This is a genomic window from Thalassobaculum fulvum (assembly GCF_014652915.1).
In the GTDB taxonomy this organism is placed as follows: Bacteria; Pseudomonadota; Alphaproteobacteria; order Thalassobaculales; family Thalassobaculaceae; genus Thalassobaculum_A; species Thalassobaculum_A fulvum.
In genome coordinates, this window is record NZ_BMZS01000003.1 from 254,934 (window position 1) to 281,417 (window position 26,484).

25 protein-coding genes are annotated in these 26,484 nt (G+C 70.0%); 15 read left to right on the forward strand and 10 right to left on the reverse strand.

Translation table 11 applies throughout. The features are described 5' to 3' along the window. Positions 1-22: 22 nt before the first annotated feature. From IE246_RS07600 to IE246_RS07610, 3 genes are all read right to left on the reverse strand, one after another. Positions 23-1,528: a TRAP transporter large permease gene (locus IE246_RS07600; RefSeq protein ID WP_189988364.1), complete on the reverse strand. Its 1,506-nt coding sequence runs from the start codon at positions 1,526-1,528 to the stop codon at positions 23-25. Positions 1,529-1,661: 133 nt separating this feature from the next. Next, positions 1,662-2,723: a TRAP transporter substrate-binding protein gene (locus IE246_RS07605; RefSeq protein ID WP_189988365.1), complete on the reverse strand. Its 1,062-nt coding sequence runs from the start codon at positions 2,721-2,723 to the stop codon at positions 1,662-1,664. A 484-nt stretch (positions 2,724-3,207) separates the two neighbouring features. After that, entirely contained in the window at positions 3,208-3,648 is a 441-nt protein-coding gene (locus IE246_RS07610) for a type II 3-dehydroquinate dehydratase (RefSeq protein ID WP_229836632.1), read from the reverse strand. 125 nt (positions 3,649-3,773) lie between these two features. Between IE246_RS07610 and IE246_RS07615 the strand changes: the two genes are divergently transcribed. The 10 genes from IE246_RS07615 (at position 3,774) to IE246_RS07660 (ending at position 13,682) form a co-directional block, all read left to right on the forward strand. Next, positions 3,774-4,442, forward strand: coding sequence for a DUF4286 family protein (locus IE246_RS07615; protein WP_189988366.1), 669 nt, complete (start codon positions 3,774-3,776; stop codon positions 4,440-4,442). A 148-nt stretch (positions 4,443-4,590) separates the two neighbouring features. Further along, complete coding sequence (locus IE246_RS07620; RefSeq protein WP_189988367.1) at positions 4,591-5,385, forward strand: enoyl-CoA hydratase-related protein; 795 nt, start codon at positions 4,591-4,593, stop codon at positions 5,383-5,385. A gap of 169 nt (positions 5,386-5,554) precedes the next feature. Continuing rightward, entirely contained in the window at positions 5,555-7,213 is a 1,659-nt protein-coding gene (locus tag IE246_RS07625) for a class I adenylate-forming enzyme family protein (RefSeq protein ID WP_189988368.1), read from the forward strand. Positions 7,214-7,406: 193 nt separating this feature from the next. Continuing rightward, on the forward strand, positions 7,407-8,177 hold the full coding sequence (locus IE246_RS07630; RefSeq protein ID WP_189988369.1) for an enoyl-CoA hydratase/isomerase family protein: 771 nt from the start codon (positions 7,407-7,409) through the stop codon (positions 8,175-8,177). A gap of 18 nt (positions 8,178-8,195) precedes the next feature. Beyond that, positions 8,196-9,365 carry an acyl-CoA dehydrogenase family protein gene (locus tag IE246_RS07635; RefSeq protein WP_189988370.1) on the forward strand — a complete coding sequence of 390 codons (1,170 nt, stop codon included), beginning with the start codon at positions 8,196-8,198 and terminating at the stop codon, positions 9,363-9,365. A 10-nt stretch (positions 9,366-9,375) separates the two neighbouring features. Next, the gene (locus IE246_RS07640; protein WP_189988371.1) at positions 9,376-10,251 is read left to right on the forward strand and encodes a 3-hydroxyacyl-CoA dehydrogenase family protein; all 876 of its coding nucleotides are present in this window, start codon (positions 9,376-9,378) and stop codon (positions 10,249-10,251) included. Between the two features lies 1 nt (position 10,252). Then, positions 10,253-10,906: a 3-hydroxyacyl-CoA dehydrogenase family protein gene (locus IE246_RS07645; RefSeq protein ID WP_229836635.1), complete on the forward strand. Its 654-nt coding sequence runs from the start codon at positions 10,253-10,255 to the stop codon at positions 10,904-10,906. After that, positions 10,903-12,045, forward strand: a complete 1,143-nt coding sequence (locus tag IE246_RS07650; RefSeq protein WP_189988372.1) for a CaiB/BaiF CoA transferase family protein — start codon at positions 10,903-10,905, stop codon at positions 12,043-12,045. Before IE246_RS07645 ends, IE246_RS07650 begins: the two co-directional genes overlap by 4 nt. A 1-nt stretch (position 12,046) precedes the next feature. Beyond that, the gene (locus IE246_RS07655; protein ID WP_189988373.1) at positions 12,047-13,033 is read left to right on the forward strand and encodes an NADPH:quinone oxidoreductase family protein; all 987 of its coding nucleotides are present in this window, start codon (positions 12,047-12,049) and stop codon (positions 13,031-13,033) included. A 76-nt stretch (positions 13,034-13,109) separates the two neighbouring features. Further along, entirely contained in the window at positions 13,110-13,682 is a 573-nt protein-coding gene (locus IE246_RS07660) for a hypothetical protein (RefSeq protein WP_189988374.1), read from the forward strand. Between the two features lie 3 nt (positions 13,683-13,685). Here IE246_RS07660 and IE246_RS07665 read toward each other — a convergent pair whose 3' ends face one another. Further along, on the reverse strand, positions 13,686-14,582 hold the full coding sequence (locus IE246_RS07665; protein ID WP_189988375.1) for a LysR family transcriptional regulator: 897 nt from the start codon (positions 14,580-14,582) through the stop codon (positions 13,686-13,688). A gap of 122 nt (positions 14,583-14,704) precedes the next feature. On the opposite strand from IE246_RS07665, the gene IE246_RS07670 reads away from it, so the two are divergent. After that, a complete protein-coding gene (locus tag IE246_RS07670; protein ID WP_189988376.1) occupies positions 14,705-15,277 on the forward strand; it encodes a GNAT family N-acetyltransferase in 573 nt (190 codons plus the stop codon). After that, positions 15,274-16,470 carry an MFS transporter gene (locus IE246_RS07675; protein ID WP_189988377.1) on the forward strand — a complete coding sequence of 399 codons (1,197 nt, stop codon included), beginning with the start codon at positions 15,274-15,276 and terminating at the stop codon, positions 16,468-16,470. The genes IE246_RS07670 and IE246_RS07675 overlap by 4 nt, the downstream gene beginning before the upstream one ends. On the opposite strand, the gene IE246_RS07680 is transcribed toward IE246_RS07675, so the two are convergent. From IE246_RS07680 to IE246_RS07695, 4 genes are all read right to left on the reverse strand, one after another. After that, a complete protein-coding gene (locus IE246_RS07680; RefSeq protein WP_189988378.1) occupies positions 16,458-17,213 on the reverse strand; it encodes a 2-phosphosulfolactate phosphatase in 756 nt (251 codons plus the stop codon). The genes IE246_RS07675 and IE246_RS07680 overlap by 13 nt on opposite strands. A gap of 10 nt (positions 17,214-17,223) precedes the next feature. Beyond that, a complete protein-coding gene (locus IE246_RS07685) occupies positions 17,224-19,053 on the reverse strand; it encodes an O-acetylhomoserine aminocarboxypropyltransferase (protein WP_189988379.1) in 1,830 nt (609 codons plus the stop codon). A 208-nt stretch (positions 19,054-19,261) separates the two neighbouring features. Next, complete coding sequence (locus IE246_RS07690) at positions 19,262-20,062, reverse strand: enoyl-CoA hydratase (protein WP_189988380.1); 801 nt, start codon at positions 20,060-20,062, stop codon at positions 19,262-19,264. Positions 20,063-20,119: 57 nt separating this feature from the next. Next, positions 20,120-21,058, reverse strand: a complete 939-nt coding sequence (locus tag IE246_RS07695; protein ID WP_189988381.1) for an AEC family transporter — start codon at positions 21,056-21,058, stop codon at positions 20,120-20,122. Between the two features lie 151 nt (positions 21,059-21,209). Here IE246_RS07695 and IE246_RS07700 point away from each other — a divergent pair, with 151 nt between their 5' ends. From IE246_RS07700 to IE246_RS07710, 3 genes are all read left to right on the forward strand, one after another. Continuing rightward, entirely contained in the window at positions 21,210-22,016 is an 807-nt protein-coding gene (locus tag IE246_RS07700; RefSeq protein ID WP_189988382.1) for an alpha/beta fold hydrolase, read from the forward strand. 10 nt (positions 22,017-22,026) lie between these two features. After that, on the forward strand, positions 22,027-22,686 hold the full coding sequence (locus IE246_RS07705) for an HAD family hydrolase (RefSeq protein WP_229836637.1): 660 nt from the start codon (positions 22,027-22,029) through the stop codon (positions 22,684-22,686). A 72-nt stretch (positions 22,687-22,758) separates the two neighbouring features. Beyond that, the gene (locus IE246_RS07710) at positions 22,759-23,427 is read left to right on the forward strand and encodes an HAD family hydrolase (protein ID WP_189988383.1); all 669 of its coding nucleotides are present in this window, start codon (positions 22,759-22,761) and stop codon (positions 23,425-23,427) included. Here the strand turns inward: IE246_RS07710 and IE246_RS07715 are convergent. Further along, entirely contained in the window at positions 23,405-25,204 is a 1,800-nt protein-coding gene (locus IE246_RS07715; protein ID WP_189988384.1) for an FkbM family methyltransferase, read from the reverse strand. The genes IE246_RS07710 and IE246_RS07715 overlap by 23 nt on opposite strands. Before the next feature lie 149 nt (positions 25,205-25,353). After that, a complete protein-coding gene (locus tag IE246_RS07720) occupies positions 25,354-26,463 on the reverse strand; it encodes an NADH:flavin oxidoreductase/NADH oxidase (RefSeq protein WP_189988385.1) in 1,110 nt (369 codons plus the stop codon). Between the last annotated feature and the right edge of the window lie 21 nt (positions 26,464-26,484).

Below are 26,484 nucleotides of genomic sequence, written 5' to 3' on the forward strand. Positions count from 1 at the left end.
GCCTCCAGTTCCGGCCTTCGGGTCAGTAGTCGTAGACGGATTTCATCAGCCAGAGCGCGATGTTGGGCTGCCAGATCACCAGCACCAGGCCGATCAGCTGCAGGATCACGAACGGCACGATTCCCCGGTAGATCGACTGGATCTTCACCTCCTTCGGCGCGATCCCCTTCATGTAGAACAGCGCGAAGCCGAACGGCGGCGTCAGGAACGAGGTCTGAAGGTTCACCGCCATCAGGATCAGGAACCAGAACACCACGTCCTTCGCGGCCACATGGTCCCCGAAGTCGAGCGAGGCGACGAGCGGCGCGAACACCGGCAGGACGATGAGCGTGATCTCGATCCAGTCGAGGAAGAAGCCGAGGAAGAAGGTGATCCCCATCAGCAGGAACAGCAGTTCCCAGGATCCCAGCCCGGCGGAGGTGATCAGGTGCTCGACGATGTCGTCGCCGCCGAGCGAGCGGTAGACGTAGGCGAAGCAGGTCGCGCTGATGATGATGAAGAAGATCATCGCGATGGTGCGGGCCGAGGTGTTGCACACCGCCTGGACCAGCGGAAAGGTCAGGCGCCGGTTGCCGGCCGCCAGCAGCAGGGTGCCGAAGGCCCCGACGGCGCCGGCCTCGCTCGGCGTGGCGATGCCGAACAGGATCGACCCCTTGATCATCGAGATCAGCAGCACCGGCGGCAGGAAGCTCTTGAAGATCATCTTCGGGTAGTCGCGCGCCGGCACGTGCAGCAGGTCGACCGGCAAGGGCGGCGCGGCGCGCGGGTTCAGCCTGGCGAAGATCCCGACGAACAGCAGGTAGAACACCGCGAGCAACAGCCCCGGCAGGATCGCCGCCATGAACATGTTGCCGACCGACACGGCCATCAGGTCGGCCATGATGATGAGCATGATGCTGGGCGGGATCAGGATTCCGAGCGTGCCGGAGGCGGCGATGCAGCCGGTCGACAGCGCGTGGCTGTAGCCCTGGCGCAGCATGGTCGGCAGCGCCAGCGCGGTCATCATGGTGACCGAGGCGCCGATGATCCCGGTCATCGCGGCCAGGACGGTGCCCATGACGACGACGGCCAGCGCAAGGGAGCCGGCGACCCGCTTCAGCAGCACCTGGACGCAGTACAGCAGATCGTTGGCGACCCCGCTGCGTTCCATCATGACGCCCATGAAGACGAAGGCCGGAACCGATACCAGCACCAGGTTCTCCGCCCCCTGGAACCAGATCCGCGGCATGAAATTGAAGAACTCGATCAGCGAGAACATGTCGAGGTAGTAGCCGATCAGCCCGAACAGCAGGGACAGCCCGCCGAGGATGAAGGCGACCGGGAAACCCGAGAACAGGAGCGTCGCGAGCGACGCGAACATGACGATCGGCAGGTAGTCCTGGATCGTCCAGAGCAGCTCGTTCTGCTCGTCGACCGTCATGCTCATGATCGACGCGTAGGCGGCGGCCATCACCAGCAACGCGACGACGGCGACCGAGAGTGCTGGATTCCTGCCGAACGTCCGCAAAGCAGGTGCGAAGTACTGCATCGCCTGGGCTCCCCTGAGCGCGACCGAAGGATGGAGGGAGGGGGCGGTCGAGGTCCGAAGGGAAGCGCCGCCGACCCACGGCTCGACCGCGCTCCCCCCCGTCACCCGTTGCGTCCCCCAGGGCGGGACGTCTTCAGTCCAGATACGTCGGCTTCAGCGACTGCGCGTTGCCCCACTTCGCATAGAGCTTGCGGAACGCCAGGTAGCTGTCGGCCACCTTCTTGAAGAGGGGGTCGGACTTCGAATCCTCTTCCAGCACCTCGAGCCAGGCCTTCTCGAACGACGCGAGCTGCGCGTCGGTCCAGCGTTTGGTGGCGACCCCGTACTTCTCGCCCATCTCGAGCATGGCGGACGGGTTGACGTACTCGGTCTCGGCGAAGGTGTGGTGGATGCTGTCGCCGCAGGCCACTTCGAGGATCGCCTGATACTTCTCGGGCAGCGCGTTCCACTTGTCCATGTTGACGAGCAGATGGCTGACCGAAACCTGCTGGTGCCAGCCGGGGAAGTAGTTGAACTTTGCGATCTGGTAGAAGCCGTACTTGATGTCCATCGCCGGCATCGAGAACTCGGTGGCGTCGATCACGCCCTTCTCGAGCGCGGGAAAGATGTCGCCGCCCGCCAGCAACTGGGTGGAGACGCCGAGCTTCTGCATGACCCGCGCGCCGAGGCCGAAGAACCGCATCTTCAGACCTCTCATCTGCTCGAGGTCCGTGATCTCGTTCTTGAACCAGCCGGAGGTCTCGGGGCCGATGGCGAAGCAGTCGATCTTCTTCACGTTGTGCTGGCCGTAGATCTCCTGCTCCAGCTCGTCGCCGCCGCCGAACTTCTTCCAGGCGAAGTACTCGCCCATCGACGGTCCGAACGGCACGGCGGTGAAGAAGGCGAGGGCCGGGTACTTGCCGACATCGTATCCGGCAGTCGTCCAGGCGGCCTCGATCGAGCCCTTCGAAGTGGCGTCGAAGCCCTCGTTGGCGGGAATGAGAGCGCCCGGTTCGAAGAACTTCAGCTTGAAGTCGCCGCCGGTCATCCGCTCGACGGTCTCGCTGTAGCGGACCGCGGAGGTGCCGAGGTGCGGGACGCTCGAGCCCCAGGCGCTATGCAGTTTCCATCGAACCTTCTGGGCCTCCGCGGGGGTCGCAGACAGGGCGACAGCCGCAATGAAGGCAGTCAGCGCGAACTTCTTGGCAAGTTGCATGAGTTGATTCCTCCCAGTTCAGCCCGGTCGGATTGGCGTCGGTGGCTTGTCACCACTCGGATTTCCGTCGAACCAGCCAGTCGCTCTGTTGGTTCGGCCAGAACATCAGTCCGACTGTCCCCCGACATTCTTCGGACGGAGCCCCATCCATCCACCGGTGTGCGGGACGATATCTCATATGACGGGTTTGGAGAAGTCTTGGCCGCAAAAGAAACAAGAAAATCATCTGATAAGCTAGACAATAATCGCCTCTATTACTTTGTTCTTGCATATTCTAAGCGTGAACATCGACCTAATCGTCTTATGGAGACTCGCCTGCTCAAAGCGATGACTCGAATGAGGAATCTTTGTATTCAAATGTTTATGGCGGGGCGGGCGCGCGGAGCGGCGGCCCGGCCGGGGAGCTGGTCCCGGCCGGTGGCAGGAGATGCGGCAGCGGCTTGCTCGGTCGATGGGCGATGCGGTGAACCGCGAAGTGTCGCGGCTATGCCGCCGGTCGGCGCCTGACGACGCGAATAAGCGCCTCCAGCCCGAGTAGGTAGGAGTCGATCCCCAACCCGACGACCAGACCGTCCGCTTCGCCGGCCAGCACCGAGTGCATGCCCCGTCGTTCGATGTTGGTCATGTGGACCTCGACATAGGGCATCCGGATACCGTGCAGGCAGTCCCGCAGTGCGTAGCCGGCATACAGGAAGCCGGCCGGGTTCATCAGCAGGCCGTCGACGCCGTCGCGTACCGCCTTGTAGATACGGTCGATCGCGACTCCCTCGACATTGGTGTACGCGATCTCCAACTCGACTCCCTGGCGCTCGGCCTCGGCCTGCATGATCGCATCGAGTTCGGCGGCCGTGGTCGTGCCGTACAGTTCCGGCGGACGGTTGCCGAGCCACTCCATGTTGGCCCCCTGGATCAGCAGAATACGCATGATGGTTCTCCCCAAGGTCCGGCAACGGGCCGTTGCCATGGCCGGCCGGCTGCACGACAGTCAGGCCCGAGATCGGAGCATGCCGTGCCCGGCGCGGCAAACCGCTTCCGCAGGGGAGGACAGGGATGAGCGACGCAGTCTTGGGAGTCTGGGGGGACGTCGAGGCCGGGGCCGAGCCGGAGTTCAACGAGTGGTACCACCGCGAGCACGTGCCCCAGCGCGTCGGCATGCCGGGCTGGCGATCGGGCCGCCGGTACCGGCGCGTCGATCGCGGCCGGCACCGCTACGTGGCGATCTACGAACTCGATTCGCTGGCGTGCTTCGACGATCCGGTCTACCGCGACGTGCTGGACCGGCCGACCGAGTGGACGCGGCGCATGATGCCGTCGTTCCGGAACTTCGTCCGGGCCTCCTGCCGGGTCCGCTTCGTGTCGGGCGAGGTCGCCGGCGGCTTCGTCGCGACGGTGCGATTCGACCCGCCGGAGGGCGAGCGCGAGGCCGTCGTCCGGTGGATCGCCGGCCAGGCCCTGCACGATTTGCGCGACCGTTCCGGCATCACCCGGGTGCAGCTCCTGGAGGCGGACAGCGGGCGCAGCCTGACGCCGACCACCGAGCAGCAGCTGCGGGTCGGCCCCGACGGCCGCTCGGCCTTCGTGGCGATCATCGAGGGGACCGACCGGGCGGCGGTCGAGGCGGCGCTCGCGGAGTCCGGCATCGAGAGCGGGCTGGCCGCCCGGCAGGCCCGCGACGTCGAGGCCGGGATCTACCAGCTGATGTTCGCGCTGACCCGCTGAGGCGACGCCCGGCTGCGGTACCGGGGCGTCCGCGCCGCCCCGGCATCGCAGCCTTGCCGCCGAATCTGCGCCGAGGGGGTTGCGGAGGCGGGCGTGTCGTTGCGGTAATGCGTTCGAAAAATGAACCGACGTTCAGGAGACCATTCGCATGGCCGACGACGCCCGGCGCTTCGAGACCATCCTCTACGAGGAGGATGGCCCGATCGGTTGGATCACCATCAACCGGCCGGAAGACGGCAACATGTTCACCGCCGTCACCTGCCACGAGATCCGCGACTGCATCGAGGGCATCCGCCGCGAGACCCGGACCCGGGTGGTGGTGCTGACCGGGGCCGGCGACAAGTTCTTCTGCATCGGCGGCCGCAAGGACGCCATGGAGGACACCAACCTGTATGCCGGCGTGCTGCCGACCCTCGAGATGTACGACGCCATCGACAAGCTGCAGAAGCCGGTGATCGCCATGGTCAACGGCTTCGCGGTCGGCGGCGGCAACGTGCTGCAGGTGGTCTGCGACCTGACGATCGCCAAGGAGAGCGCGGTGTTCCGCCAGGTCGGCCCGATGATGGGCAGCTTCGACGCCGGCTACGGCACCTGGTACCTGGAGGACGCGATCGGCAAGAAGCGCGCGAAGGAGCTCTGGTACACCAACCGCAAGGTGACCGCGGCCGAGGCCGTGGAGATGGGCCTGATCAACCGGGTGGTGCCGGATGCCGACCTGCGCGCGGAGACCCGCAAGTGGGCGCTCGAGATCGCCGACCGCGGACCGCTGGCGTTGGCCGGCATCAAGAGCGCCTTCCTGGCCCGCCACGGTGGCGTCGGCGGGCTCGGCCGGGTCAGCCACGACCTGCTGCTGAAGCTCTACCTGAGGACCGACGAGGCCAAGGAGCTGTCGGCCTCGTTCGGCGAGCGGCGTTCGCCGGACGTCGACAAGTTCGGGCATTGAGGCGCGCAGTGGCTGCGGTCGCAAGAGCCGATGGGTCCCGGATCGTCGCTGACGCGTCGTCCGGGATGAGGCCCCGAGGAAGGGACACACATTCCCCCCAGCCTCATCCCGGACGGCCATTGGGCCGATCCGGGACCCACCGGTCGCCGCATCATCGGGGAACTTTCGGATGAGCCGGCTGCTGACCCTGCACGACCCGGCCGAGGCCAAGGCCTACTACGCCGCCGGGCTGTGGCACGACGAGACGTTCTACGCGCTGCTGGCCAAGCACGCGGCCGCCCGGCCGGATGCCAGGGCGGTGCGCGATTCCGCGCGGCACCTGACGTGGCGGGAGCTGAAGGACTGGGTCGACGCGATCGCCGACGCCTTCCACGAGGCCGGGGTGCGGACCGGCGAGCGGGTGGCGCTGTGGGCCTCGAACCGGGCGGAGGTGGTGGCCGCGTTCCTGGCCTGCTCGCGCCAGGGCTATGTCTGCAACCCGTCCCTTCACCGCAACTACACGGTCGAGGAGATCGCCGGCCTGCTGTCGCGGGTGCGGGCGACCGCGGCGGTGGTGGAGCAGGGCTGGGGCGCCGACACCGACCGGCACGACCCGGTCGCCGCGGTCTCGGCGCTGCCGGACATGCGCCGCGTGTTCCGGCTGCCAAAGGACCGCGGCAGCGGCGACCTGCCGGCGCCGGGGACCGCGCCGCGAAACCTGCGCGCGCCCGATCTCAACCCGGACACCGTCTGCTATCTCGCCTTCACCAGCGGCACCACCGGGCGCCCCAAGGGCGTGATGCACTCGGACAACTCGCTGCTGACCAACTGCCGCGACTTGGTGAAGGACTGGCGGCACGACCATTCCACGGTGCTGCTGACCCTGTCGCCGCTCAGCCACCACATCGCCTGGGTGGCGGTCGGCCAGTGGCTGGTCGCCGGCATGGAGCTGGTGATCGACGATCCCGCACCCGGCCTGTCCCGGCTCGACTGGATGATCGAGACCGGGGCGACCTACGTCATGGGCGTGCCGACCCACGCCATGGACATCCAGGCCGAGCAGGCGCGGCGCGGGATCGGGCGGCTCGGCTCGGTCAACCTGTTCTACATGGCCGGCGCGCCGATCCCACCGGCGGTCGCCGAGCGGTTCGTGGCGCAGGGTGTCCGGCCGCAGAACATCTACGGCATGACCGAGAACTCCTCGCACCAGTACACCCACCCGGGCGACGACGAGGCGACGATCTGCAAGACCTGCGGACGCGGCGGCGCCGGCTACACGGTCCGGATCTTCGCCCAGGACGATCCCGACCGGGAGGTGCCGGTCGGCACCGTCGGGCAGATCGGCGGCAAGGGTGCGGCCCTGATGCTCGGCTACTTCGACAACCAGGAGGCCACCGAGACCTCGTTCAACCGCGACGGCTGGTTTCTGTCCGGCGACCTCGGGGTGCTGGACGAGCGCGGCAACCTGTCGATCGTCGGGCGGCTGAAGGACGTGGTGATCCGCGGCGGCCACAACATCTTCCCGGCGCGCGTCGAGGACCTGGCGATCAAGCACCCGGCGGTCGAGCGGGCCGCCGCCTTCGCGGTGCCGGACGAGCGGCTCGGCGAGAGGCTGTGCCTGGCGGTGCTGCCGTCGGGGGCCGCGGCGCCCGGCGCGGACGAGGTGCTCGCCCACCTCTACGAGGTCGGGCTGTCGAAATACGACATGCCGGAATACTTCATGGTGATGGACAGCTTCCCGCTGACCGCCAGCGGCAAGATCCTGAAGCGCGAGTTGGCGGAGTGGGCGAAGGCCGGCCGCATCGCCCCGCAGCCCTGCCGGTTCCGGGCGCCGGAGACGGCGGGATGAGGCCTTTGATCTGCAGAAACGTCGGTCGCTGTGGCAGCCGGTGGGTTCCGGCTCGATCCGGTCCGCTCAGGCGTCCCGGCTCGTCCGGAATGACGGTTAGTATAATTGTCGTCATTCCGGACGGACGCGCCGCTACGGCGCGACCGAGCCGGAACCCACCCAGCGACGGGCGGCATCACATCGGGAGCGGGCGATGAGCCTCGACCTTTCGACCCGCGACGGTGTCGCGGTTCTGACCATCGACCGTCAGGATGCGCTTAACGCGCTTAATTTCAGTCTGATAGGCCAGTTTTCTAAACTGATCGACGAAGTGGCGTCGCTGGATGTCCGCGGCCTGCTGATCACCGGTGCCGGCGACAAGGCGTTCTGCGCCGGGGCCGACATCAAGGAGCTGATCGGCCGCGACCTGATGGCCCAGCGTCGCGGTGCCGAGGCCGGGCAGGCGGCCTTCGCGAAGATCGCCGCCCTGGAGATCCCGTCGGTCGCGCTGATCAACGGCTACGCCTTCGGGGGCGGGTTGGAAATGGCGCTGGCCTGCACCTTCCGGCTGGCGGTGCCGAGCGCCAAGGTGGGCCTGCCGGAGATCAAGCTCGGCCTGATCCCCGGCTATGGCGGCACCCAGCGGCTGCCGCGGCTGATCGGCGAGGGCCGGGCGCTCGAGATGATCATGACCGGCCGCACCGTCGACGCCGCCGAGGCCGAGCGGATCGGGCTGGTGAACCGGATCGTCGCGGGCGACGATCCGATGGCCGCCGCCCTGGCGTTCCTCGGCGAGATGACCCGCTACGGGCTGCCGGCGCTGGCCTTCGCCAAGCAGGCGGTGAGCCGGGCGCTCGACCTGCCGATCCACGAGGGGCTGAAGGTCGAGGCCGACCTGTCGACCCTGGCCTACCGTACCGAGGACGCCGACGAGGGGCTGGCCGCCTTCGTCGAGAAGCGCAAGCCGACGTTCAGGGATCGCTGAGAATTGGGAACGCTGACCATGACCACCGTATTCGACCGCCTGGACGCGTCGCTCGACCTGCCCGAGGACGAGGCGGCGGTGCTGGAGTCGGTGCGCCGGCTGGCGACCGAGGTGATCGCCCCGCGAGCCGCCGACTACGACCGCCGCGAGGCCTATCCGGCCGAGAACATCGCGGCGATCAACGAGCTCGGTCTGAACGCCATGTTCGTGCCGGAGGAGTACGGCGGCATCGGCCTCAGCTATTCGGTCTACCTCGCCTGCGTGCGCGAGGTGTCGAAGGCCTGCGCCTCGACCGGCATCATCTGGGCGACCACCTTTCACGGCATGAAGCCGGTGATGGATTTCGGCTCCGAGGCGCTGAAGCGGCGGGTGCTGGCGAGCGTCGCCGAAGGCGGGGTCGGCGCGCTGTGCATCACCGAGCCGTCGGCCGGCTCGGATGCCACCGGCATGAAGACCCGGTTCACGCCGGACGGCGACCACGTGGTCGTCGACGGCGGCAAGACCTTCATCTCCAATGGCGACATCGCCGACCACCTGCTGGTGTTCGGCAAATGGTCGGAGATCGACGATCCCAAGGGCGCGATCACCGCGCTGGTGGTCGACAAGGGCACGCCCGGCCTGTCGGTGCTCCGCAAGGAGGAGAAGATGGGCCACCGCGCCGCACCGACGGTGGCGCTGTCGTTCGACGGCATGCGGGTGCCGCGCGGCAACGTGCTGGGTGAGCCGGGGCAGGGGCTGAAGATCCTGCTGGCGTCGCTGAACAAGTCGCGCCCCAGCGTGGCCGCCCACGCCCTCGGCATCGCCCGGGCCGCGTTCGAGGACGCCGTCGACTACATCAACGACCGCCGCCAGTCGGGCCGCCGCATCGTCGAGTTCCAGGGCATCCAGTTCACCCTGGCCGACCTCGCGACCGACCTGGCGATGTGCGAGAACTGGCTGTGGCGGGTCGCCCGCATGGTCGAGGCCGGCGCCACCGATTTCGGGGTCGAGGCCTCGATGCTGAAGATGCGCGCCTCCGACCTCGCCATGCGGATCTCCGAGGAGGCGGTGCAGCTGCACGGCGGCTACGGCTACATCCGCGACTACCGGGTCGAACGGCTGATGCGCGACGCCAAGATCACCCAGATCTGGGAAGGCACCAACCAGATCCACCGGCAGCTCATCGGCCGCAGTTTCGTGCGCAAGTAGGAGGGCAACCTTGTCCGAGATCCGAACCGTCGGCGTCTGCGGCGCCGGCACCATGGGCTCCGGGATCGCGATCGTGGCGGCCCGGGCCGGCTACCGGGTCGTGCTGTACGACACCCACGAGGAAAGCCTCGAGCGCGCGCGCCGCCAGACCGAGGGGTTCTTCGGCAAGTCGGTCGAGCGCGGCAAGCTGACCCGCGAGCAGGCCGACGCCGCCCTGGCGGCGAGCAGCTCGACCAGCTTCCTCGCCGATCTCGCCGAGTGCGACATCGTCATCGAGGCGGTGTTCGAGAACCTGGAGGTCAAGCGCGCCCTGTTCGGCCAGCTCGACGAGATCTGCCCGGACCGCACGATCTTCGCGTCCAACACCTCGACCCTGTCGATCACCGAGATCGCCAGCGGCTGCGGCCGCGAGGACCGCGTGGTCGGCATGCATTTCTGCCTGCCGGCCCAGCTCATGAAGCTGGTCGAGATGTCGCCGGGGCTGAACACCTCGGAGGACACCTTCAAGGCGGCCTGGGCGTTCTGCGAGGCCATGGGCCAGCGCCCGGTGAAGACCAAGGACACGCCGGGCTTCGTGCTCAACTACTTCCTGGTGCCGTTCAACAACGACGTGATCCGGCTGATCGAGGCCGGGGTGGCCGAGCCGGCCGACGTCGACCGGGCGATCAAGGCCGGCCTCGGCTACAAGATGGGCCCGTGCGAGCTGCTCGACCTGATCGGCCTGGACACCCAGGTGCTGCTCTGCGAGGCGTTCTACGGGGTCACCCACGACCCGCGCTGCGCCGCCCCGCCGCTGCTCAAGCGCATGGTCGCCGCCGGCCATCTCGGACGGAAGTCCGGCCGCGGCTTCTTCACCTACGACCGCGACGCGATGTACGGAGGCTGAGATGGTGCGCTACGTCATCGTCGATACCGGCGCCAGCCGGTCGTTTCCGGGCCCGCACCCGTTCCTGGAGCGGGCTTCCGCCGACGGCACCGTCACCGTCCTTCTCGGGGCCGGCGCCGTCGCGGCCTACAGGCCCGACCCGTCCAAGGCGGCGATCCTGGTCGAGCTCGGCACCGAGTGCCTGGGCGAGGCGACCGGTGAGAACGCCGGCCTCGAGGGTTCCAACACCGTCGGCTTCGCCCGCTTCCGCCTCGGCGACGGCGACCCGTCGGACCTGGTCGAGCTGGTCCGCCAGCCGGCGACCGACCCGGCCTCGGTCGAGGTCGCGCGGGCGATCCTGGAGGAGGCCGGGCTGCAGGTCTCGGTGTGCAGCGACTTCGCCGGCCGGATCCTCGACCGGCTGATCCGGCCCTACTACAACGAGGCGCTGACCCGGCTCGACGAGGGGCTGGCCAGCGCCGCCGACATGGACCTGACGGTGAAGCTCGGCCTCGGCTATCCCGAAGGCCCGATCGAGTTGCTGGAGCGCACCGGCCTGCACCATCACCACGACGTCACCAAGGCGCTGTTCGAGACCTACGGCACCCGCCACTACGCGCCGGCCCGCCGGGCGGTGGTCGCCAAGCGTCGGGCGGAGCGGGAGGCTGGCGAGTGACGGCTCCGCGCAAGCCGCTGGCCGGCGTCCGGGTCCTGGACTTCTCGACCCTGCTGCCGGGGCCGATGGCGACCCTGATCCTGGCCGAGGCCGGGGCCGACGTGATCAAGGTCGAGCGGCCCGGCAGCGGCGAGGAGATGCGGCACTACCCGCCGAAGGTCACCGCCGACAGCGGCGTCAACTTCGCCCTGCTGAACCGCGGCAAGCGATCCCTGGCGGTCGACCTGAAGAGCGACGACTCCATTCGTTTGATCAAACAGTTGATTCCCGATGTTGATGTTCTGATCGAGCAGTTCCGGCCGGGCGTGATGGACCGGCTGGGGCTCGGCTGGGAGACGCTGAAGGCGATCAACCCGGCGCTGGTGTACTGCTCGATCACCGGCTGGGGCCAGGACGGACCGAAGGCCCAGGTGGCGGCCCACGACCTCAACTACATGGCCGAGACCGGGGTGCTGAACCTGGGGGCCGACCGGGCCGGCGACCCGGTGGTGCCGCCGGTGCTGGTGGCCGACATCGGCGGCGGTACCATGCCGGCCGTCATCTCGATCCTGCTGGCGCTGCGCGAGGCCGAGAAGACCGGCGAGGGCGCGCATCTCGACGTCGCCATGGGCGACAACCTGTTCGCCTGGGCGTACTGGGCGCTCGGCGAGCGGGCGGTCGGCCGGCCCGACCCGCGGCCCGGTGGCGAGCTGGTGACCGGCGGCTCGCCGCGCTACCAGGTGTACCGCTGCGCCGACGGCCGCTGGCTGGCCTGCGCGCCGCTCGAGCAGAAGTTCTGGCTGAACTTCTGCCGGGTCATCGGCCTGCCGGAGGGGCTGGTCGACGATTCCCGCGATCCGGCCGCCACCATGGCGGCGGTGCGCGACATCATCGCCTCCAGGCCGAGCGGGAACTGGCTGGCGGCGTTCGAGGGTGTCGACGCCTGCGTGACCCTGGTGAAGTCGATCGGCGAGGCCGCCGGCGATCCGCATTTCCAGGCCCGCGGCCTGTTCCGCGGGGCGATGCCGGCGGGGGCCGAGACGCTGACTCCGCTGCCGCCGCCGATTGCGCCGATCTACCGCGACCCGGAGGGTGGCCCGGAAGGTGGCTGGGGGTTCCCGGCCCTCGGCGACGCCAACGACGACCTGATCGGGGACTGACATGCACGCCGTGGTGATGCGGGCCTTCGGGCCGGCGGAGAATGCCGAGTTCGTCGCGCTGCCGGATCCGGTGCCGGGACCCGGCGAGGTCGTGGTCCGGACCCGGGCGGCCGGCGTGAACTACCCGGACCTGCTGGTGGTCGAGGGCCGCTACCAGCACAAGCCGCCGTTGCCGTTCACGCCGGGCAAGGAACTGGCCGGCGAGGTGCTGGCGGTCGGCGAGGGGGTGACGGCCCCGGCGCCCGGCGACCGGGTGATGGTCCAGGTCGAGTACGGGGCGTTTGCCGAGCAGGTGGTGGCGCGGCCGGAGCAGTGCTTCCTTCTGCCCGACGCGGTGCCGTTCGACGACGCGGCCGCCATGGGGCTGGTCTACCAGACCGCCTGGTTCGCGCTGCGCGACCGTGCCGGCTTCAGGCCCGGCGAGACCGTGCTGGTCAACGGGGCGACCGGCGGCGTGGGGCTCGCCACGATCCAGCTCGTCAAGGCATTCGGCGGCATCGCGCTGGCCGGCGTGACCACGCCGTCGAAGGCGCAGGCCGCGCTCGACGCCGGGGCCGACCACGTGATCGATCTGTCGGTCGACAACCTGCGCGACGGCCTCAGGGCGCAGGTCCAGGCCGTGACCGACGGCAACGGCGCCGAAATCTGCATCGATATGCTGGGCGGCGATCCGTTCGACGCGGCGATGCGCGCGCTCGCCTGGTGCGGGCGGATGGTGGTGGTCGGCTTCGCCGCCGGCCGGATCCCGGAGATCAAGGCCAACTACCTGCTGGTCAAGAACATCGCGGTCGCCGGCCTGCAGTGGTCTGACTACCGCGACCGCACGCCGGCGCTGATGGCCGAGGCCCAAGCCGAGATCTTCCGGCTGTACCAGGAGGGCAGGCTGAAGCCGGCGGTCATGGCGCGGCTGCCGCTCGCCCGCATGGCCGAGGCGCTGGCGCTGATTCGTGATCGCAAGGTGGTCGGGAAGATCGTGCTGGAAGCCTGACCGGCACGCTAAGCTGGCGACCAATTCGGCGAAACGGCCCCGACCGGAGCCCGGCCGCACAAGGGAGGCACACGCCATGAGCACGCTCGATCCGAACCGCTTGATCATGACCGGCGAGAACCCGTTCATCCGGCTGTCCGTCAAGGACGGCGACCCGCTGTCGACCGACGCCAGCTTCTGGCGGGTCATCACCTGTCCCGGCGGCCCCGGCCACGTGCTGTACCTGAAGAGCGAGCTGACCGGCGACCGCTGGCGGATCTACTCGGACAACATCGCCATGGCGCGGTGGCTGCAGCAGACCGTGCAGGGCATGCTGAACCCGGAACTGGCGGACACCACGATCCCGGTGACCGACGCGGAGTTCTCGAAGTCCGGCGACCCGCGCTACTTCTGGACCGAGCGGCTGGTGTCGCACGACGACGATGTCGAGCTCACCTGGTACGACTGCGGCGATCCGCTGCTGATCCACACCCAGCCGAACCAGACCCCGGGCCGGCCGTACGGCGTGTGCACGGTGCTGATCCCGGCGAACGGCGCCCGGCTGACGGTCAACGGCCAGCAGGCCGCCGGCACCCCGTTCCCGCGCGAGCGCGAGGGCAGGCCGTTCAGCACCTGCGCGCTGGCGTTCTCGGAGAGCTGGACGGAATAGCGGCTACGAGCCCGGCCCGGCGAGGCTCTGCAGGCCGTCGACCACGGCCCGCAGCCCGCGGGTCAGTGGCTTGTCCGGGCGCACCACGATCGCCAGCTTGCGGATCAGCGGCGGCTCCAGCGAGCGGGCCACCAGGCCGGGGGCGGTGCGGTCGCCGCGCAGCGCCATGCCCGGCAGCACCCCGCAGCCGAGTCCGGCGGCCACGATCTCCTTGATCGCCTCGACGCTGCCGAGCTGCATGATCGGCCTGAGCGTCAGCCCGCCGCGGGCGGCCCAGTCGTCGACGATCCGCCGGGTGTTGGCGCCGGGCTCGTACAGCACGACCGGCCGGGCCGCCAATGCCTGCGGCGTCACGGTTTCGGGGACCGGGTCCTGGTCGGGCGGGAAGATCGCCATGAACTCGTCGTCCATCACCGGGGTGACGGCGAAGCCGCGGGCCGGGATCGGCAGGGTGGCGAACGCCACGTCCAGCCGGTTCTCTTCCAGCAACCGCAGCATCTCGGCGGTGTTGCCGGTGGTGACCACGATCTCCAGGCTCGGGAATCGGGCCTTCAGCGACCGCAGCAGGGGCGGCAGCAGGTAGGTGCAGGCAGTCGCCCCGGTGCCGAGCCGGACCCGGCCGGCGACCCCGCTGGCATGCTCGGCCAGCGCGTCGAGGGCGCCGGCGACCGCCGCGTCGATGCGACGGACGTGCTCGAGCAGAACCAGCCCGGCGGCGGTCGGCGTCGACCGCCGCCCGGTGCGCTCCAGCAGCCGCACGCCCAGGCGCTGCTCGAGCTGCCGGACCTGCAGGCTGACCGCCGGTTGCGTGAGGTTCTGGCGCTCGGCCGCGGCCGAGAAGCTGCCGAGCTCGGCGACGTCGACGAAGGTGTGGAGATGGTCGAGGTTGAGGCCGCGCATTCAAAGAATTTCTCATCGAACAGATAAGAAGTCCAAATTTCCATTATCGACAGGACCCACGCCACAATGCGTCCAGGGCCGTCACGGACCGACGGCCGGCCTGTCGGGGACCACGTACCGCAATGAGCCTTCTCGAGACCGATCCGGCCGGTGCCGGAGCCAAGTCCCTCGTGCCGACCGTCCGCGATTCCCGGGACGACGACGTGCCGGGGATGCAGGAGATCTACGCGTTCCATGTGCTGCACGGCCTGGCCAGCTTCGAGGAGCAGCCGCCGTCGGTCGAGGAGATGGCGCGGCGGCGCGATGCGGTGATCGCCGCCGGCTACCCCCATCTGGTGGCCGAACTCGACGGCGAGGTGGTCGGCTACAGCTACGCCTCCGCCTACCGGCCGCGGCCGGCCTATCGGTTCACCGTCGAGAACTCGGTCTATGTGCGCGCCGGTCTGGTCGGCCGCGGCGTCGGCCGCGCGCTGCTGGGCGCGCTGATCGAGCGCTGCGAGGCCGGCCCGTGGCGGCAGATGATCGCGGTGATCGGCGACACCGCCAACGAGCCGTCGATCGGGCTGCACGCCGCCTTCGGCTTCTGCCGCACCGGCACGCTGCGGGCCGTCGGCTTCAAGTTCGGCCGCTGGGTCGACAGCGTCATCATGCAGCGCGAGCTGGGCGAGGGCGAGAGCACGGACCCACGGGGATGACCGCGCTGGCACCGGCGATCGCCCGCGGGACCGTCGTCGGTCTCGGGGTCTCTCAGCTCACCTGCTGGGGGCTCTCCTACTACCTGATCGGCGTTTTCGGCGAGACCATCGCCGCCGATCTCGGCTGGCGCCCCTCGGTGGTCTATGGCGGGTTCTCCGCGGCCCTTGTGGTGATGGGGCTGGTGTCGGCACCGGTCGGCCGGCTGATCGACCGGGCCGGCGGCCGGCCGGTGATGGCCGCCGGGTCGGTGCTGACCGCCGCCGGGTGTCTCGGGCTGTCGGCCGCCGACGGCGTGGCCGGCTACTACGCGGCGTGGGTGGTGCTCGGCCTGGCGATGCGGATGACGCTGTACGACGCCGCGTTCGCCACCCTGGCGCGGATCGGTGGCCCGGCGGCCCGGCGCCCGATCGCCCAGATCACCCTGCTGGGCGGGCTGGCCTCGACGGCATTCTGGCCGATCGGCAGCGCGCTGATCGCCGGACTCGGCTGGCGCGGGGCGCTGGCGGCCTACGCCGGGATCGCGCTGCTGACGGTGCCGCTGCACCTGACGATCCCACGGGACCGCCACGAGTTCGCCGCCGGACCCGCGTCCGCCGGAGAGGCCCGCACCGCCGCCGGCCGGCGCCGCGACTGGGGCGTCGCCGCCCTGTACGCGGCCGTGGTCACGTTGACCGCGTTCCTGAACTCGGCGATGTCGGCGCACATGATCGGGCTGCTGTCCGGGCTCGGCCTGTCGGCCGGGGCGGCGGTCTGGATCGCCTCGGTGCGCGGGATCGGCCAGTCCTCGGCCCGGCTGGGCGAGGTGCTGTTCGGCCGCCGTCTCGACCCGCTGGTCCTGAACCTGATCGCCACCGGGCTGATTCCGGTCGGCCTCGCCGTCGGGCTGGCGAGCGGCGCCTGGCTGGCCGCCGCGCTGGCCTTCGCCCTGCTGTACGGCGCCGGCAACGGCCTCGCCACAATCACCCGCGGGACCCTGCCGCTGGTGCTGTTCGACCCGGCGACCTACGGGACCGTGGTCGGCCGGCTGCTGGTGCCCAGCTTCTTCCTGTCCGCCCTGGCGCCGTTCGCCTATGCCGTGGTCATCGAGCGGCTCGGCGACGCCGCCGCGCTCTGGCTGTCGGTCGGGGTGGCGACGGCTACCCTGGTGGCGTCGCTGGCGCTGTGGCGGATCCGCCGGGCTCAGGCCTCGTAGCGGATCACCGCCCGTTCGGCGATCCCGGCCGGCAGCGTCACGCCGAGGTCGCCGTAGTGGCGGTCCTCGGCGACCCGCCGCGGGGCGAGGGCGGAAGTGTCCGGCTCGACGGCACAGTCGACGTCCTCGGGGAAGCCCATGCCGATCAGCTCGCGGCCGGACAGGCAGTCCCGCAGGACCGCCCCGAGGTCGTTGCGGGCCGCCGTGAAGACGCCGCGCGCCACGGCGGCCTCCGGGCTCTCGCTGCCGGCGGCGAGGGCGGCGACGATCGCGCCGGCGCCGATCTGGTCCTCGACCGCCACCCGAAGGCGCCCGTCCGGCCAGCGCTCGCCGGCCGGCACCACCAGGATCCGCTCGCCGAGGTCCCGCGCCGCCCGGGCCACTGCGCCGGCATTGCGCAGGCAGCCGCACAGCACGGAAGGACCGTCGGGAAGCAGCGACAGGGTCGAGCCGTTCGGCGACGGCAACAGCACCGCTTCGCTGGTGGAGAGGCTCTGCATCGTCGGCGGCGACAGCGACAATCCCCCGGCATTCCGCAGCCCGGCGCTGCGCACCCCCAGCGCCGCGGCGACCGCGTCGGCGGCGTCGCGGTCGCGGAACGGGAACGGATAGACCGCCGCCCCGCGTTCGACCGCCATCGACACGCAGGTCGAGAACGACAGAACGTCGACGATCACCACCACGTCGTAACCGGGCAGGGCGGCGCCGTGCTCGCCCCACTCGACATGAACGCTGGTGGCCACCGGTCGACCCTCAGGCCAGCGCCCGCTCCAGGTCCGCGATGATGTCGTCGGCATTCTCCAGCCCGATCGACAGCCGGATCACGTCGTCGCCGGCGCCGGCGGCGGTGCGCTGCTCCTCGGTGAGCTGGCGGTGCGTGGTGCTGGCCGGGTGCAGGATCAGCGACCGGGTGTCGCCGATGTTGGCCAGGTGCGACAGCAGCCGGCAGCGTTCGACCGCCCGCACGCCGGCCTCGTAGCCGCCCTTGATCCCGAAGGTGAACACCGAGCCGGCACCCTTCGGCAGGTAGCGCTGGGCGAGCCCGTGGTACTTGTTGCCCGGCAGCCCGGCATACGACACCCAGGCGACCTTGGGGTTGGCGGCCAGCCATTCCGCCACCCTGGCGGCATTGGCCACGTGCCGCTCCATGCGCAGCGGCAGGGTCTCGATGCCGGTGATGGTCAGGTAGGCGTTCATCGGCGCCATGGTCGGGCCGAGGTCGCGCAGGCCGACGGCGTGGCCGTAGATGGTGTAGGCGAGGTCGCCGAAGGTCTCGAAGAAGGTCAGGCCGTGATAGGCCGGCTCCGGCTTCGACAGCGACGGGAACTTGTCGTTCTTGTCCCAGGCGAACTTGCCGCCGTCGACCACCGCGCCGCCCATGGCGTTGCCGTGGCCGGACAGGAACTTGGTGGTCGAGTGCACCACGATGTCGGCGCCGTGCTCCAACGGCCGGCACAGGTACGGCGTCGCCATGGTGTTGTCGATGATCAGCGGCACCCCGGCCTCGTCGGCGACCCGCGCCAGGGCCTGGATGTCGGTGATCACGCCGCCGGGGTTGGCCAGCGACTCCGCGAAGATCGCCTTGCACTTCGGGTGCAGCGCGGCCTGGCGGACGATCTCCAACTCCTCGACGTCGACGAAGTCGCAGTGCCAGTCGAACTTCTGGAAGGTCCGGCCGAACTGGGTGATCGAGCCGCCGTACAGCCGCTTCGATGCGACGAACCGGTCGCCCGGGCCCATCAGGGCGAACAGCGCCAGCATCTGGGCGGAGTGGCCGGAGGCGGTGCAGGTGGTGCCGTGGCCGCCTTCGAGCGCGGCGATCCGCTCCTCCAGCACCGCCACCGTCGGGTTCGACAGCCGCGAGTAGATGTTGCCGAAGGTCTGCAGGTTGAACAGCGAGGCGGCGTGGTCGACGTCGTCGAACACGTAGGCCGTGGTCTGGTAGATCGGCGTGGCGCGCGCGCCGGTGGTCGGGTCGGGGGCCGAGCCGGCGTGCACCGCCAGGGTCTCGAAGCCCTTGGCGACGAAGCCGTCGCCGACGTCGCTGTCGCCGCCGACCGCGTCGCTCTTGCCCGGGATGCGGCGCTTCGAGGAGATCACCCGGCTGTTGAAGCCGTGCCAGCCGAGCTCGCCGAACAGCCGGGAGAACTCGATCTTCGGGCAGCGGTTCATGACGACCTTGATGCCGGCCGCCTCGGCCCGCGCCGCCGCCTCATCGTTGCGCACGCCGAGCTGCATCCACACCACGCGTGTGCCGTGGCCGATGGCGGCGTCGGTCACCGCTCCGGCGACCTCCGAATTGCGGAACACGTCGACCATGTCGACGGTCTCGGGCAGGGAATCGAGGTCGGCATAGGCCTTCTCGCCGAGGATCTCGCCGCCCGCCGCCGCCACCTTCGGGTTCACCGGGTACACCCGGTAGCCCTTCTGCTGCAGGTACTTCATCGCGAAGTAGCTGGGCCGGTTCCAGTTGTCCGACGCCCCGACCATGGCGATGGTCTTCACCCCGCGCAGGATGTCGCGGATGTAGTCGTCGGAGTAGGCGTCGTGCACGACCGGCGCGGTCGGATCGTTCTCGGCCATGGTCAGGCTCTCGCTTGAAGGGGGAGTGGGGCGACGGAGCGGCGGGTGGGTCCCGGCTCCGTTCCGCCTGCGGCGATCCGGTCCGGGATGACGTCAAAGAGGGAAGCGCCCCTCCTTGACGTCATCCCGGACGAGACGGCCTGCGCGAGCGGGACGGATCGATCCGGGACCCAGGAAGAGACGGGCGACGGGGCGACGAGCGCACCCATCACTCCCCCCGCCACACCGGCTGGCGCTTGGCGATGAAGGCGTCGATGCCTTCCTGGGCGTCGCGGGCCAGCATGTTGCGGGTCATTACCGCGCTGGCGTAGCCGTAGGCGTCTTCCATCGGCATCTCGAGCTGGGCGTAGAACGCCTGCTTGCCGATCGCCAGGGTCAGCGGCGACTTCGAGACGATCCGGCCGGCCAGCTCGGCGACGGCGGCGTCGAGCGCGTCGGCCGGCACCACCCGGTTGACCAGGCCCAGGGTCTCGGCCGTAGGGGCGTCGATCGCCTCGCCGGTGACCAGCATCTCCATCATCTTTTTGCGGCCGATATTGCGGCTGATGGCCACCATCGGGGTCGAGCAGAACAGCCCGATGTTCACCCCCGGCGTGGCGAATTTCGCGGTGTCGGAGGCGACCGCCAGGTCGCAGCTCGCCACCAGCTGGCAGCCGGCGGCCGTCGCCATGGCGTGCACCCGGGCGATCACCAGCTGCGGGATCCGCGTGATCGTCAGCATCAGCTCCGAGCACTGCTCGAACAGCGCCTTGAAGAACGGCTCGTCGCTGCGCGAGCGGACTTCCTTGAGGTCGTGGCCGGCGCAGAACGCCGGGCCGGCGGCCGCCAGCACCACCACCTTGACCGAGCGGTCGCCGGCGATCGCGTCGAGCTCGGCCTTCAGCGCCGCCATCAGGTCGCGCGACAGCGCGTTGCGCGCGCCCGGCCGGTTCAGGGTCAGGGTGGCGACCCCGTCGCGGTCCTCGCGCAGCAGGATCGGCTCGGCCGCATGGGCTTCGGCTATCGACATGGCGATCTCCTCCGTTCGATCCCCACTTTGCGCCGGAAGACAGGGATTGCAACCCGCCTACCGCACCTCCAGCAGGGTCAGCACGCCGGCCACGGTCAGCACCGACAGTGCGGTCGAGATCAGCACCGCCGTCACCGTGGGCGCGATGCCGGCCTGGTAGCGCTGGGCCATCAGGTAGACGTTGATGCCGACCGGCAGCGACGCCAGGATCACCGCCACGTCGCGCCACAGCGGGTCGACCGCGAACACGTGGGTCGCCAGCACCCAGACCAGGATCGGGTGCAGCACCAGCTTCAGGACCACGCCGATTCCGGCCTCGCCGACCGAGCCGGCGATCCGGTAGCCGGCCAGCGACGCGCCCATGGCGAACACCGCGCAGGGCAGGGCGGCCCGGCCGAGGGTCCCGGTCAGGGTGTCGACCACGTGCGGCAGCGGCAGGCCGGCGATGTTGTAGAGCACGCCGCCGAGCAGGGCGATGATGATCGGGTTTTTGACCAGCCCCTTGATCACGTTGACCGGCAGGCTGCGCATGTCCTGGCCGGCGCCGAGGCCGGCCTCGGCCTGGATGGTCACCACCGACAGCAGCTGCCAGGAGTGGAAGGCGATGATCAGGAACAGCGGCAGGGTCGCCTGGTCGCCGAGCGCGGTCAACACCAGCGGCACCCCGAGCATCACGGTGTTCGAGAACCCGGCGGTCATCCCCGCGATCGCCGGCTCGGCACCGCTGCGCCGGAACACCAGGTAGCTGGCCAGGCTGCCGATCAGCCAGGCGCCGTAGCCGCCGCCAAAATACGAGACCAGGTAGGCCCACTCGATCTGGTGCGGCAACTCGGTGGTCGCCATGGTGCGGAACAGCATGGCGGGGATGGCGAAGTCGAAGACGAAGGACGACAGGCCCTTGGTGGCCTCGGCCCGGAACCACCCGAGTCGCGCGGCGACGTAGCCGATTCCGACGATGCCGAACACCGGCACGATGATCTCGAGGATGATCTCCATGGGCGAGGCTTACGGGCCGGCCACGGTTCCGACAAGCGTCATTGCCGCAACACGGTCTTGCGGCCGGCCAATTGGTCGGCTGTCATCGGGGCAACATTGACGCGGCGGGCCCCCCGTCGTACCGAAAAGCCAATCCCCGGGAGGAAGACCGATGCCGCACCTCGAGATCGCCGACGGTGAAAGCCTGTACTACGAGTACGCAGCACCGGGAGCGGCCGGGAAGACCTTCGTGTTCGTCAACGCGCTGACCGGCAGCTACCAGATGTGGGAAGCGGCGATCGCCCCGAAGCTGCGCGCGGCCGGCTACGGCACCCTGGTCTACAACTTCCGCGGCCAGGCCGAGAGCCGGACCAAGCCGACGACGCCGCCGACCCCGACCCAGATCGTCGACGACCTGGTGCGGATCTGCCGGGAGATCGACCCGCCGAAGCCGATCCTGGTCGGCCTGTCGATCGGCGGGCTGTTCGCCGCCCAGGCCTTCGCCAAGGGCGTGCCGGCGGCCGGGCTGGTGCTGATCAACACCCTGCGCAAGCCGACCGAGCGGCTGGCCTGGATCAACCAGGCGATGGCGCACGGCGTGAAGGCCGGCGGTTTCCGGCTGATCATGGAGCTGACGCTGCCGATGCTGGTGAACCCGGACAAGCTGGCCGAGATGAAGGCGACGATCCAGACCGGCGAGCCGTACGAGCCGGTCGACCCGAACGACGGCGGATACCGGCTGATGGTCGAGTCGACGGCGACCGACTGGGACTTCCCGTGGCAGAGCCTGACCCCGCCGGTGCTGCTGACGGTCGGCGCCCACGACCGGGTGTTCTACGTGGCCGACGACGTCGACGAGCTGGCGGCGCGGATTCCGAACCACACCCGGATCGACTTCCCGGACGCCGGCCACCTGATCCCGGCCGAGCGACCCGAGACCTTTACGAAGGCGCTGCTCGATTTCGGCAACACGCTCTGAGGTGACGCGCATGGCGTGGATGCCCGCCCTGGTGATCTTCGACTGTGACGGCGTGCTGGTCGATTCCGAGCCGATCGCCAACCGCCTGATCGCCGAGGCGCTCAGCAAGGCCGGCCTGCCGATGTCGGGGGAGGAGGCGCTGGAGCGCTACCGGGGCGGCAAGCTCACCCGCATCAAGCTGCGGGTCGAGGAGGACCTCGGCATCGATCTCGGCGAGCACTGGGTCGACGATATCTACCAGCGGCAGTTCGACGCCTTCCGGCGCGAGCTGCAGCTGATCCCCGGTATCGTCGACGTGCTCGACGCGCTCGACCGGGCCGGGGTGCCGTACTGCGTCGGCTCCAACGGCCCGCTGTACAAGATGCGGGTCTCGCTCGGCGTCACCGGGCTGTACGAGCGGCTGGAGAGCCGGATCTTTTCGGCCGACATGGTGCCGGAGCCGAAGCCGGCGCCCGACCTGTTCCTGCATGCCGCCGCCGCCTTCGACATTCCGCCGGAGGACGTGGCGGTGGTCGAGGACAGCGCCCCCGGGGTCACCGCCGGGGTCGCGGCCGGCATGCGGGTGTTCGGCTACGCCCACGATTCCGGCGAAGAGCCACTGCGCACCGCCGGTGCCCGGGCGACCTTCCTGCGCATGCTGGAACTGCCGGCCCTGCTCAACCTCGGGTGACCGGACCGGCTTGTCGCACGCCGTAGCGAAACGTGACATGACGCGGACAGGGTGGGCGGGTAATCAGCGTCCATGAACTATGACGCGATAATCTTTGACTGCGACGGTGTCCTGATCAATTCGGAGCCGATCGCCGTCGCCATCCTGGCCGAGGACCTGGTCGAGCTCGGGCTGCGGATCTCCGAGGAGGAGGCGCATCACCGGTTCACCGGCTGGGTCTCGACGGAGATCGCCGCCACGGTCTCCGCCGAGACAGGGGTGCCGGTTCCGGATGGCTGGGTGACCCGCCACAACGCCAGCGTGCGCGAGGCGGTCGCCGCTACGGTCGAACCGATTCCCGGCATCCTCGACGTTCTCGATGCGCTGGAGTCCGCGGGCGTTCCCTGGGGCGTGGCCAGCCAGAGCGGCCCGGAATACCTGGAACGCGCGCTCGGCCGGGTCGGGATCTGGCAGCGCGCCGCCGGTCGGGTGGCGTCGTCGCAGACCGTCGCCCGGCCCAAGCCGGCACCCGACGTCTACCTGAAGGCGATGGAGATGGTCGGGGTTCCCGGGCACCGCTCGATCGTGGTCGAGGACAGCCCGACCGGGGTTCGGGCCGGGGTCGCGGCCGGCGCCCGGGTGATCGGCTACGCCGTCGACCGGGCGCCGCACGTGCTGACGGGCGCCGGGGCATCGCACACGGTCGGCGCCATGGCCGAACTGCACGGCCTGCTCGGTCTCAGCCTGCCGGAACCCGCGTGAACAGCAGGTTCTTCACGTCGTCGGCGACTTTCACCGAGAAGCCCTGCGCCAGGATCGTGTTCACGAACGCCTGACGGGACTCCTCGAGCCAGCGGATCTCCATCCTCAGCGACTTGAAGCGCGGGTCGGACAGGATGCCGCGCATACCCTCGATGACCGGCTCCTCGAGCCCGTCCACGTCGATCTTCACGTGGGTCGGGAACGGGATCTCGCCGCGCTGCACCAGGACGTCGAGCGGGTAGCCGTGGACCTCCTCGCGGCCGGCGTCGCGGTCGTCGTACTGCTCGCTGATGTCGTCCTGGCCGAACGACTGGTTGGCGGCACCGGCGTGGGTCTGGCCGAAGTACAGGGTGTCGACCCGCTCGCGGTCGGTGGCGGCGGCGTGCATTACGGTGACCCGGTGCTCGAGCCCGTTGATCTCGACGTTGTGCCTGAGGTCGGCGACGTTCAGCGAGAACGGCTCGATCGCGACGACGCGGCATCCGCTGAGCCCGGCGGCCAGCACCGTGTACATGCCGATATTGGCACCGACGTCGACCAGAACGTCGGTCGGCTCGAAGCCGGCGAACCAGCGCAGCATGCCGGGTTCCATGGCGAAGAAGGTGGCCGTTGTCCGGCGGATCTGGCTGGAGGTCAGGCGCAGCCGCAGATCCTTGCCGGCGATGCTGATCCTGGCGTGGCTGGCGCCGTTGCGCACCGCGACCTTGCCCTTGAAGGCCTCTTCGGCCGCCAGCGTGCCGAGGGCGTGGGCGATCTTGCCGCCGCGGCCGTTCAGGCGCTGGGTCATGTCGTTCTTCCAGCGGACGCACTCGGCGAACAGCCGATCGGGGCCGGGCTGCAGGCCGGGGCCGGCCAGGCAGGCGCCGCGGGCGGTCCAGCGCAGGAGCTCTTCGCTGTCGTGATCGGCGCTGCGCAGCCAGAATGCCAGAAGGTCGATCGCCGGGTCCGGCTCGCCGGGGTTCAGCACCACGCGGCGGCGGGCCCGCGCCACGCAGGCGGCCGCGGTCGCCGCGTCGCCGCGCTCGAGCGCGACCTCGTGGCGCAGGTCGATGCCGGCCGGGCCGCCCCAGCCGGCATCGGCCAGCAGGGCCGCGGCCCGGTCGGCGGCGCCGGTGTTGTAGGCCGCGGTCGCGGCGACCGTCGCGACCTTGGGGCGGCGCAGGATCCCGGGATCGAGCGCCGACATCATCCGGTCGAGGCTGGCGATCCGGCTGTCGGCGTTCTGCAGCCGGGTCGACGTGGTGGTGACGATGGCGTCGACGTCCGCCCCGGCGCGGTGGGCGTCGGCGATCAGGCGCGCGGCCTCGTCGCAGCGGTCTTCGTCGAGCAATCCCTGCACGCGGGCGGCCGTCAGCCCGGGCGAGCTCGCCCCCAGGACGGCGGCCCGCCCGGACCAGACCAGCGCCAGGCCCGGCCGGCCGGCGAGGGCGGCCGCCTCGGCGATGGCGGCGGCGGCGTCGGGCGAGGACGGCACCTCGACCAAGACCGGGCGCAGCCGGTCGATCGCCATGCCGCCGGAATCACAGGTCATCAGCATGCGCGCCACCGCCAGGCCGAGGGCAGGCTCGACCCGGGCGGGAACCCGGCGCAGCGCGGCCAGCGCCTGGGAGACGTTGGCCTCCCCCAGGTAGCTGTAGGCGACCAGCATCTGGACCGGCCCGACCGCCGCCGGGAGGCCGTGCAGCGGGGCCAGGACGGCGCGGGCGTCGGCATTGCGGCCGGCGGCGATCAGCAGCCGGGCCTGCTCGATGGGATTCGGGGCGTTGGCTGCGGGCATCGGCCTCTCGTCGGCGGTCTCGGGGAGCCGCCGTCACGGCGACTCCCCGGGAAAGGTACCGGCAGGACGGCCCGACACGCCAGCTTGCGATGACGGCTCCGCGGTAAGGCGGTCGGGGACGAGGCGGTCGGGGGCGACGCGGTCGGGGGCTACTCGGCCGCCGGTGCCATCACCGGCGGGGCCGCCCGCCAGTTGTCGGGCCGGCAGCGGACGTACTGCGCCGGGTACTCGGTGTCGGCCCCGAGCGCCCGGGCGGCGTGCCAGGCCCAGCGCGGGTTGTCCATGGCGCCGCGGGCGATCGCCACGAAGTCGGCCTTGCCTGACGCGACGACCGATTCGGCCTGGTGCGGGTCGGTGATCAGGCCGACCGCCATGACCGGAATCCCGACCTCGCGGCGGATCTGCTCGGCGAACGGAACCTGATAGCCGGGGCCGAGGGCGATCTTCTGGTTCGGATCGTTGCCGCCGGAGGACACGTCGATGAAGTCGCAGCCCTTCTCCTTCAGGGCCTTGCCGAACTCGACGACCTCCTCGACCGTCAGGCCGCCCTCGACCCAGTCGCTCGCCGAGACCCGGATGCCGAGCGGCTTGTTCTCCGGCCAGACCGCGCGGCAGGCCTCGAACACCTCGAGCGGGAACCGCATGCGGCCCTCGATCGAGCCGCCGTAGCCGTCGTTGCGCTGGTTGGACAGCGGCGACAGGAACTGGTGCAGCAGGTAGCCGTGGGCGTTGTGCACCTGGGCGACGTCGAAGCCGATGCGGGCCGACCGCTCGGTCGCCGACACGAACTGCGCCTTGACCATGGCCAGCCCGTCGTCGTCGAGCGCCTTCGGGGCCGGCCAGTCGGCATACGGCAGGGCCGTCGGGCCGAGGGTCTGCCAGGCACCCGCGTTGGCGGCGAGCGGCTTGCTGCCGTTCAGCGGCGTGTTGACCGACGCCTTGCGGCCGGCATGGGCGAGCTGGATGCCCATCCTGGCGACGCCGTGGGTGTTGCAGAAGTCGACGACCCGCTTCAGGGTCCGCTCGTTGTCGTCCGACCAGATCCCCAAGCACTTCGGGGTGATCCGGCCTTCCGGCGAGACATGGGTCGCCTCGGTGAACACCAGCCCGCCGGCGCCCATGGAGAGCTGGCCGAGGTGCATCAGGTGCCAGTCATTGGCATTGCCGTCGTCGGCGAGGTATTGGCACATGGGGGCGACGACGAGACGATTGTTGAACGTGACGTCGCGCAGGGTGATCGGCGAGAACAGCTGGCTCATGGGATGCTCCGTCGGTCGGTG